The sequence below is a fragment of the Dehalococcoidales bacterium genome (assembly GCA_041652735.1).
Classification (GTDB): domain Bacteria; phylum Chloroflexota; class Dehalococcoidia; order Dehalococcoidales; family RBG-16-60-22; genus RBG-13-51-18.
In genome coordinates, this window is sequence record JBAZGT010000020.1 from 38,566 (window position 1) to 47,411 (window position 8,846).

6 protein-coding genes and 1 riboswitch are annotated in these 8,846 nt (G+C 55.1%); of the genes, 4 read left to right on the forward strand and 2 right to left on the reverse strand.

Features of this window, described 5'->3' with window-relative positions; translation table 11 throughout:
• The first annotated feature begins 3 nt into the window (after positions 1-3).
• Genes WC370_08090 through WC370_08100 form a run of 3 tightly spaced genes read left to right on the forward strand, consistent with a single transcriptional unit; the run spans position 4 to position 2,978 of the window.
• Positions 4-693: a methyltransferase domain-containing protein gene (locus WC370_08090; GenBank protein MFA5309424.1), complete on the forward strand. Its 690-nt coding sequence runs from the start codon at positions 4-6 to the stop codon at positions 691-693.
• Positions 690-1,820: a radical SAM protein gene (locus tag WC370_08095; GenBank protein ID MFA5309425.1), complete on the forward strand. Its 1,131-nt coding sequence runs from the start codon at positions 690-692 to the stop codon at positions 1,818-1,820. Before WC370_08090 ends, WC370_08095 begins: the two co-directional genes overlap by 4 nt.
• A 39-nt stretch (positions 1,821-1,859) precedes the next feature.
• The gene (locus tag WC370_08100) at positions 1,860-2,978 is read left to right on the forward strand and encodes a radical SAM protein (protein ID MFA5309426.1); all 1,119 of its coding nucleotides are present in this window, start codon (positions 1,860-1,862) and stop codon (positions 2,976-2,978) included.
• A gap of 113 nt (positions 2,979-3,091) precedes the next feature.
• On the opposite strand, the gene WC370_08105 is transcribed toward WC370_08100, so the two are convergent.
• Together WC370_08105 and WC370_08110 are read right to left on the reverse strand one after the other, a co-directional pair.
• The gene (locus WC370_08105) at positions 3,092-4,564 is read right to left on the reverse strand and encodes an aldehyde dehydrogenase family protein (GenBank protein MFA5309427.1); all 1,473 of its coding nucleotides are present in this window, start codon (positions 4,562-4,564) and stop codon (positions 3,092-3,094) included.
• A gap of 37 nt (positions 4,565-4,601) precedes the next feature.
• Positions 4,602-5,432, reverse strand: coding sequence for a hypothetical protein (locus WC370_08110; protein MFA5309428.1), 831 nt, complete (start codon positions 5,430-5,432; stop codon positions 4,602-4,604).
• Positions 5,433-5,595: 163 nt separating this feature from the next.
• A riboswitch (molybdenum cofactor riboswitch) is annotated at positions 5,596-5,747 on the reverse strand.
• Positions 5,748-6,726: 979 nt separating this feature from the next.
• Here WC370_08110 and WC370_08115 point away from each other — a divergent pair.
• Positions 6,727-8,436 carry a carbamoyltransferase N-terminal domain-containing protein gene (locus WC370_08115; GenBank protein MFA5309429.1) on the forward strand — a complete coding sequence of 570 codons (1,710 nt, stop codon included), beginning with the start codon at positions 6,727-6,729 and terminating at the stop codon, positions 8,434-8,436.
• Positions 8,437-8,846: the final 410 nt, after the last annotated feature.

Consider the following 8,846-nt stretch of genomic DNA (forward strand, 5'->3'; position numbering starts at 1 on the left):
AAAATGAAGATTTTAAAACGCGTACCACTAAACCACGAAGCCATTAAAGGCACGGCCGCCGTGAAACAGTACGACAAGGGCGCCCGGCTCTACATGCTGCCGGAGTACAAGTACTTCGCGCACAAGGTGCGGCGGCGGGGCATAAGGGCGGGGAAGGTACTGGACATAGGCACCGGCAGCGGGCGGCTGGCCATCGAGCTGGCGAAAACAAAAGGGAATGAATATGAAATCACCGGGCTGGACGTTTCCCAGGACATGCTGGCGCGCGCCAAGGAGAACGCCAAAGCCGCGGGGATGAACGGCAAGATTACGTTTATCAAAGGCAACGGCGCGGCCCTGCCCTTCCCGGACAAGTCGTTCGATTTAGTGGTCAGCTACGCGTCACTGCACCACTGGGCCAACCCGGAGCAGGTGTTTGCCGAGGCGCGGCGGGTGGTGAAAGAGGGCGGGGCGGTAATTATCCGGGACAACCGGCGGGTCTACGGCAACCCTTTCTGGGAGGTGTTTATCCGGGGGCTATCGCTGTTCATGAACAAGCGCCACCGGGACAACTGGCCCAAAGCCATTATGTCAAGCTACACCCTGCCGGAGGTGCAAGAGATTATCCATAAGTCCGGCCTGGACTACCGGGTGGGGCTGGACTTCATAAAATTCGATTTATGCGTGGAAACACCGTTAAGGAAAAACTGTTGAAGAAAAACGATTCGGTGGCGGGGATAAAGGCGGGGCTCCAGGAAAAGGGGCTGCGCATTGCGCCGGAAACAGCCGCGGCGCTGGAGGCGGGCTATAACGCCCCGGCGGTAAGCACCGGGCGGCTGGTGCTGTGTTTGGCGTCCCCGGACGGCAGCGGAGAGATGCTGCCGGTATTCATCGTGAACGGGAAACGGGGCGGCAAGTCTCCATATTCTTTAACGGAAAAAGAGCCGGGCAAATTTGAAGTACTGAAAGATAATGAAAAATACGCGGACGTTATACCCCTGCCCCGCCCGAAGTTTTATGATTTGAAGACCAGCGGCGGCAGCCCTATGAGCAAGGTGGCGGTCATCGTGGGGCCGGGGCATTTGCGCTCCGTGGTCAGCCAGAGCTGCTACTACCAGCAGACCGGGCAGGCGTGCAAGTTCTGCGCGGTGCAGTACTGGTGGAACGCCATGCCCACCAAGCAGCCGGAGCAGGTGGCGGAAACGGCCATCGCGGGGTACAGGGAGGGAGCGGTAAAGCATATTTCCCTGACCACGGCCACGTCCGATACGCCGGACAAAGGGCTGGCCAGCCTGGTGAAGACGGCGCAGCTGATTCACGCGCAGGCGGACGTGCCCATCATGCTGGAATTCGAGCCGGTGACCGACCACGCCCTATTGCGGTCGTTACTGAGCGAGGCGAAAAAAGCGGGCGTCACCACCGTTTCGATAAATATCGAGGTATTCGACGAAAAGCGGCGGGAGGAAATCATGCCGGCCAAGGGCAGGATACCCGTCAGCGAGTATATAGAAAACTGGAAGATATGCCGGGAAATATTCGGCAATAACGAGGTATCCACCACGGTGGTGGTGGGCATCGGCGAGGGCGACGCGTCAATCATCAAGGGGGTGGAAATGGCGGCCGGGAACGGGGTAATGACCTTCCTGGTGCCGCACAGTCCGGCCGCCGGCGCCGCTTACGAGGATTTTATCCCGCCTTCCGCCGATAGAATGCTTAACCTCTATGAAAAAGCGGCGGCTATCCATAAAAAGTACGGGCTGGACATGTGCGCCTGCACAGCGGGTTGCGTGCGGGGCGGCGGCTTCAGCGCCATTAAAGACGTTACCAGATTCGGGGCATAGAAAGCCTTTTATCAATTAATAATCTTAGGAGGATTAGAAATGGTAAGTTTAAGAACGTATACCACGGAAGTAGGCGTACTGGGGAGAATCAAGACGGATTTGCAGACCCACGGGGTGCTGGTGTCACCGGAGCTGCAGGACGAACTGGAGCGGGAATGGAACGCCCCGGCCATCAAGAACGGGCGGTTCGTGTTCTGCCTGAAATCCCCGGTGGACGGCCACCTGACCACGGTGCTCATCATCAACGGCAAATTCGCCGAGCACTCCCCCTTCCACCTGGTGAAAGCGGCGGACGGCGAGTTCGAGGTATGGCGGAACGACGAGAAATACACGGAAGTCGTCATGCTGCCGCGGCCGGAGTTTTATAACAGCGTCACCAGCGACGGCGTCAAGATGTCCGATATCGCGGTCATCGGCGAGCCGGACCACCTGCGCTCGGTACTGAACCAGCGCTGCGGCTACCAGCAGCTCGGAAAAGGCTGCAAATTCTGCGCTGTGGAAAGCTGGTGGGCGGGCTATACCGACAAGTCCCCCCGGCATGTAGCCGAGGTGGCGGCAGCCGCCTACAAAGAGGGCATGGCCAAACATGTCACCCTGAGCACCGGCACCAAGCTCACGACGGGCAAGGGCCTGGAAGATTTAGTGGCCACGGCGAAACTCATCAACCAGAAGGCGAAAGTCACCATGACGCTCAACTTCGAGCCGGTGACGGACTGGGCCATGCTGGAAACGCTCTTGCAGGAAGGCAAAGCGGCCGGCGCCACCACCGTGCTTTGCAACATCGAGTGCTTCGACGTGAACCTGCGGGAAGATATCATGCCGCTCAAGGGCAAGAACTCCATCGAGACCTACCAGAAAGTCTGGAAGAAATGCACGGAAATCTTCGACCACAACGAGGTCTATACCATGGCCATCACCGGGCTGGGCGAGTCCGACGACTCCATCCTCAAGGGCGTGGAGATGTGCGCGTCCCTGGGCGTGGTCTGCTCCATCGTGCCGCACACGCCAATGCGCAAAGCGGCCTACGAGGACTTCGCACCGCCGTCCGTATCCCGGATGATGTACCTCTACGAGGAAGCCCTGCCCATCTACGAACGCTACGGGCTGAAACTCTACGGCGGCACCGGCGGGATTTACACGTCGCTCAAGGGTATGTAATCGAGTAGCCAAGCAGCGAACAAAGACGAAGCCCCCTCCCTATTACGGGGAAGGGGCTTCGTTTTTACAGGTCGGCCAGGCAGCACAACCTGACAGCGAAGATATTTGTTACCTTATAAAACGTGCCAGGGTTTGTGCGTCGCACCGGTTAAATCCGCGTAAATGACCTTAAGCTCGGTATACTCGTCCAGGGTATGGATGGAGCCGTCCTTGCCGATGCCGCTCTCTTTATAGCCGCCCCAGGGCAGGCCCGGCGCAAGCATCAGGTGCTCGTTAATCCAGACCCAGCCGGCGCGTATTTCATTTGCCATCCGGATGCCTTTGGGCATATCCCGCGTCCACACCGAGGCGCACAGCCCGAAGGTATTATCGTTAGCCAGCGCCACCACCCGGTCCTCGCTCAGGTATTTCATAATGCATACCACCGGTCCGAAGATTTCCTCGCGGGCGATGGTCATGTCCTGGGTAACCCCGGTAAAGACGGCGGGCATGACGAAGTAACCCTTGTTCAGGGGCGGGGCGGCCGGCCTTTTGCCGCCCAGCACCAGCTTGGCGCCTTCCGCGACGCCGGACCTGATATACCCCTCCACCTTATCCCGGTGTTCGGCGCTGACTAAAGGCCCCATCTGGGTCTTTTCACTGGCGGGGTCGCCGACGACGATTTTACCCGCCGCCGCCACGAATTTCTCCACGAACTCATCATGGATACTTTCATGGACGTAATAACGGCCCGGCGAGGCGCAAATCATGCCGCTGTTGCAGAACGAAGCAAAGACGCCCCCCTCGACGGCGGCGTCAATATCAGCGTCCGGCAGCACGATGAACGGGTTTTTTCCGCCCAGCTCCAGCCCGACGCGCTTGACGGAACGGCTGGCGCAGGCCATGATATCCTTGCCGGTATCGCAGCTGCCGGTGAAGGCTATCTTGTCCACGCCGGGGTGCGAGGCCAGAGCTTCACCCACCGTGCCGCCGGGGCCGGTGATAACGTTGACCGTGCCGGGGGGCAAATCAACGCTCTCCAGCACCTCGGCCAGCTTAAGGGTGGAAAGGGAATCTATGCTGGGCGGCTTGATGACACAGGTATTGCCGGCGGCCAGGGCAAAGCCCAGCTTCCAGGCGACCATCAGCAGCGGGAAATTCCACGGGGTAATCAGGGCGCAGACGCCCACCGGCTCCCGCTGGATGTAGGTCAAGGCGGCGGGGTTAACGGGCACGGCGCTGCCCATAAGCACCCGGCTGACCTGGGCCGCGTACTCCAGGTTTTCCACCGAGCCACCGACGTGCATACCGCGCGCCGCGTTAATGGGGGCACCGTGGTCGAGCATCTCAATTCGGGCAACTTCCTCAAGTCGCTCCCCCAGCGCCGCGGCAATGCGGCTGACGATGCGGGAACGCTCCGCCTGGGTCTTCTGAGACCACACGGGGAAAGCGCGTCTCGCCGCCGCGACGGCTTTATCCACATCTGCCCTATCCCCCAGCGGCACCTCCGCGATTACTTCTTCATTGGCCGGGTTGACCACCGGGTAGGTCCGCCCGGATTCCGCCCCCACCCATTTACCGTTTATCCACATTTTATATTGCTGCATGTTTTATTCCTCCTGTAATCAATAAAATCGATAAAATTCAGGCTGCCAGGCCGTTTTGCCACATGGCCCGCAAATGCTTGACCAAGCCGTTGGGCGAGGCCGCGTGTTCCGGCGCAACGGTGAAGACATTGGCGCCGCATTCCATAAAAAACAAGGGGTCCGGGGCGGTGGCGGCGGTGGATACGGCGATATCCATTCCATCCGGCAAGCAGAGCCTGGCGGCCGCGGCAATCCGCCCGATAAGGTCGACCTGATACCGCTGCTGGGCGGCCGTCAGCGTGGCGGGCCAGACACCGGAAACGGACAGGGAGTCAATCCCCAGCTTTTCCACAATTCTGACAGCGGCATCGATGTCCTTAAAAGACTCCCCGATGCCGATGGTCAGACTGACGCCGGTTTTTAGCCCAAGCTCTCCGGCTTCCCGCAAAGTGCGGAGCCGGTCCTGATAGACCGGCCGCGGCGGGACCTCTAAAAGCACCCGAGCGTCTTTGGCCGGCAAGGCGCAGCAGACGCTGCTCACGCCGATTTCTTTTAGAATGACCATTTCCGGCATATTTATAGCGCCGAAATCCACCGAAATAGCGAGTCCGGTGTTTTTTCTAACGCCGTCAACGTATTGATAAAAAGGCAGGGGCAGCCGGTTTTTTCTCCAGCCGGAAACCAGGGAGACATGCCCCAGGCCGGACCGCTCCATACCAACAGTACGGGCAACCACCTCCTGAATACCGATTCTGGCCGCCGTACCATCCCAGGCCAAAACCAGCGGTGAAGATAAGACAAGGTCTCTTTGATGACCCAGCCGGCCAGCCTCGGTGGATAAATCCGTCCCCCAGCGGATTAACTCGGTAATCATGCCGGCGGGTATCATGCGGAGCTTACCTCAGGTGAGGGGGCGCGGGCCCGGCAGTAGTGGTTGATACCGCCAGTCCCGCGCTGTCTCAAAAAGGAGGAAAAAATAATGAAAATCCGTGAATTCTTAAAAAAGTATAAAAATGCAGCGCCGGGCCTCAAAAGACGCACCATTTCATACGGGAACGCAGCCATTTTGCTCCTTTCCTACCTGGGAGGCGGCACTGTTTCCCGCGCCGCCGTCGACCCCCGCAAGTACCGGGGATACCGGCTGTTCACCATATCCCGCTGACGCCGGGAATCAGGTGCCACAGCTCCGGAGACAAATATTATAACCCCGGCCGTTTACCGGGATTTTTTATGGTAAATAAAAAGCTAATAATAAAAGCTAAAAAACCAAACTAAAGGGGAAATAAAAAATAGCGCACCTCATCATCATGAAGCACGCTATTAATTAAGACACCAGCACCATTTTTTCTCCTTTCCAACCAGGGAGATAGCGCCGTTTCCCGCGCTACCGTCGATCCCGATGTAATCAGGATACCGTCTGTTCACCGTGTCCTTTTTAGGTATTTAGGTGAGACAGTTCCAGAGAAACCAATTCATATTAGCACCATAGCTATATCGCTGTCAACATAGCGCCGGTTAATGATACGTAACGGAGGCCAGTGCTGCGCGGTTTGATTTGAATCATTGCCCAGGGGCGGGATAACCGGCGCGTACCGTTTTTACAAATAGCCCGCCATAGAGTATAATTATAGCCTTAGATATGCTCGATATTCACAAGCCTGACCTCAAGAAACTCGATAATCACAAGTCGGATAAAAAACTGCTACCAACAAGCAAATAGTTACACTCAAATGCAGTTAAACTTAATAAAGTATCCCCATAGGCATACCACTAACCGTCACCCCAAACAGGATACCTTTTTTACAGAGGAGACGGTGCCGAGAGTTATTTATCCCAAAACCATACCGGAAAAAGAAGTATGTCAACCGGTTACGCGGCGGCCAGACTTAGTTACCTTGAATTTGGGAGGTTTGTTTAATCTAGATTTAGATAATTGATATTGACAATATTACCATCTGGTCTTAGCCTGGATATGATATATTAAATACAAAGAGATAGCACTGTACAGGGAATTCTAAACTACCGCCCGCAAGATAGTCATTCACTACACTATAGTTGCGGCGTAATTCTAAACCAGAGGGGTAGATCTATAAGAACAATTAGGTGTTAGAAGAATGTAATCAAGTGCCTTGATCTGCCAGATGGCAATTAGTTAAATATGCTAAAGAGGAGTAACGATAAAATTGAAGCAGCTAAACATACTAGGACTAAACTATTCGTTCCATGACAGTACTGCATGCATCGTAGTGGACGGGAAGATAGTAGCAGCCATAGAGGAAGAAAGGCTTACACGCAACAAGCATACAGACGCCTTTCCCCAGAAAGCCATCGAACGTTGTCTGGCCATAGCTGGCCTCAATCCTAAAGACATCGACGCGGTGGCAGTTTCCATCAAACCCTCCAAGAACTGGGCAAACAAGATTGTTTATGGACTGGCTCATGCGCCTAAAGCCCGACCATTCATCAAAAATGAACTCGTCACATTACTTCGCAAGCAATCACGATTCAGGGGCTGGTATAGCTATACATGGCCGCAGAATGGTCCTAAAGTTTATTTCATACCACATCATTTGTCACATGCCGCCGGCACGTTCTTAGTTTCACCTTACGAGAAAGCGGCGATAATCAGCCTCGATGGCTGGGGTGAATGGGCTACGTCTTTTATCGGGGAAGGCAAGGGTAATCAAATCACCTGTTTTTCGGAAAGCTTCTTTCCCCACTCGCTCGGCTCTTTCTACGAATCAGCCACAGAATTCTGCGGCTTTCGGCCCAATTACGATGAGGGCAAGACTATGGGGCTTGCGCCGTTCGGCGACCCCGACATATTCGGAAAGATCGTTGACGGGATAGCTAAGGTTGACGCAAATGGCGTTATCAAAATAGATTTGTCCTATTTCTATTATCAGTACCAGGGACAACAGCGTTGCTCACCAAAGTTCTCCGCGACCTTCGGCCCTCCGCGGAAAGGCAAAGAGTTTCAAGACAATCATAAGAACGTCGCGGCCGCGTTTCAAAGAGTATTGGAGGAACGGGCGTTGAACCTTTGCGCGGTGGTGAGACAAAAAACCGATAGTCGTCATCTGGTTATCGCCGGAGGCATAGCACTCAACAGTGTGATGAACGGACGTATCCTGCGGGAAGCGGGATTTGATGATATATACGTGATGCCCGCGGCGGGGGATAACGGCACCGCCATCGGGGCAGCCTATTACGTCTACAATACGATACTAAACCAGCCGCGCGTATTTGTGCACGACGATCCGTTCTTGGGTACCGCTTACTCTGATGAATATATCGGAAAGCTGATCAGCGAGTGCAAACTCCACGCCAAAAGATATGATGACATCTCGTCAGTAGCCGCTCGAATGCTGGCGGACGGCAAAATACTGGGGTGGTTCCAGGGACGAATGGAAATCGGTCCCCGTGCCCTGGGAAATCGCAGCATTCTGGCTAATCCGACTCCACCTTATATGAAGGACAAGATCAACGCCGAAGTTAAGCATCGAGAGGCTTTCCGCCCGTTTGCGCCGTCAGTCCCAGTAGAGACTAAAGACAAGTACTTCGATATCATCGGCGAAAGCCCCTTCATGCTCAAAGTGTGTCCGGTCAAACCGCAGATGCGTGACCTGCTGCCGGCAATCACCCACGTCGATGGCTCGGCGCGGCTACACACCGTGAGTAAAGGTGTTAATTCGGTATTCTACGATCTCCTCGAGAAATTCGGCGCTCTAACCGGCACACCAGTATTACTCAACACCAGTTTTAATATTCAGGGCCAACCTATAATAGAAACTCCGGAAGACGCGGTCCGCTGCTTCTATTCCACCGGCTTGGACGCGCTGGCTATGGGGAACTTCTTGATCACCAAGAACCAAACGACCGAAATGACGTAGACCAGCCTTAGCAAGTTCCTGTAAGCCATGAGGGAACACGACTGACCAGGACACCGCGGGGTATTGGTTGGGAGAAGCTGGATTAAAGCAGGGGTGCCGGACAATTCATTAAAAACGGCAACTTACGACCCGGGATTTGACGGCACCGGCAATGAGTGCTCCGGCGGTAATAAAGTCTGTGCCAAAGGCGCTATCGATATAGAAATTCAGAATGTTATTCTGTCATATTAGCTTTACCTATCATTGAACGAACAGCGGGATTTCGACATGCATTTAAGAGTAAAATGCGTTTTTCGGACTAAAACGGCCACCCTTTCGGAGCAAACCGGCCGGCCTTTCGGAGTAAAGTAGGCCACTCTTTCGGAGCAAATCGGCCACCCCCATCGGAACGGCGCTGGACAATAGCAATG

Bases quoted from the DNA above. Each gene is read 5' to 3' on its own strand.
- WC370_08090 (MFA5309424.1), top strand. From the start codon at position 4: ATGAAGATTTTAAAACGCGTACCACTAAACCACGAAGCCATTAAAGGC.
- WC370_08100 (MFA5309426.1), top strand. From the start codon at position 1,860: ATGGTAAGTTTAAGAACGTATACCACGGAAGTAGGCGTACTGGGGAGA.
- WC370_08105 (MFA5309427.1), bottom strand. From the start codon at position 4,564: ATGCAGCAATATAAAATGTGGATAAACGGTAAATGGGTGGGGGCGGAA.
- WC370_08110 (MFA5309428.1), bottom strand. From the start codon at position 5,432: ATGATACCCGCCGGCATGATTACCGAGTTAATCCGCTGGGGGACGGAT.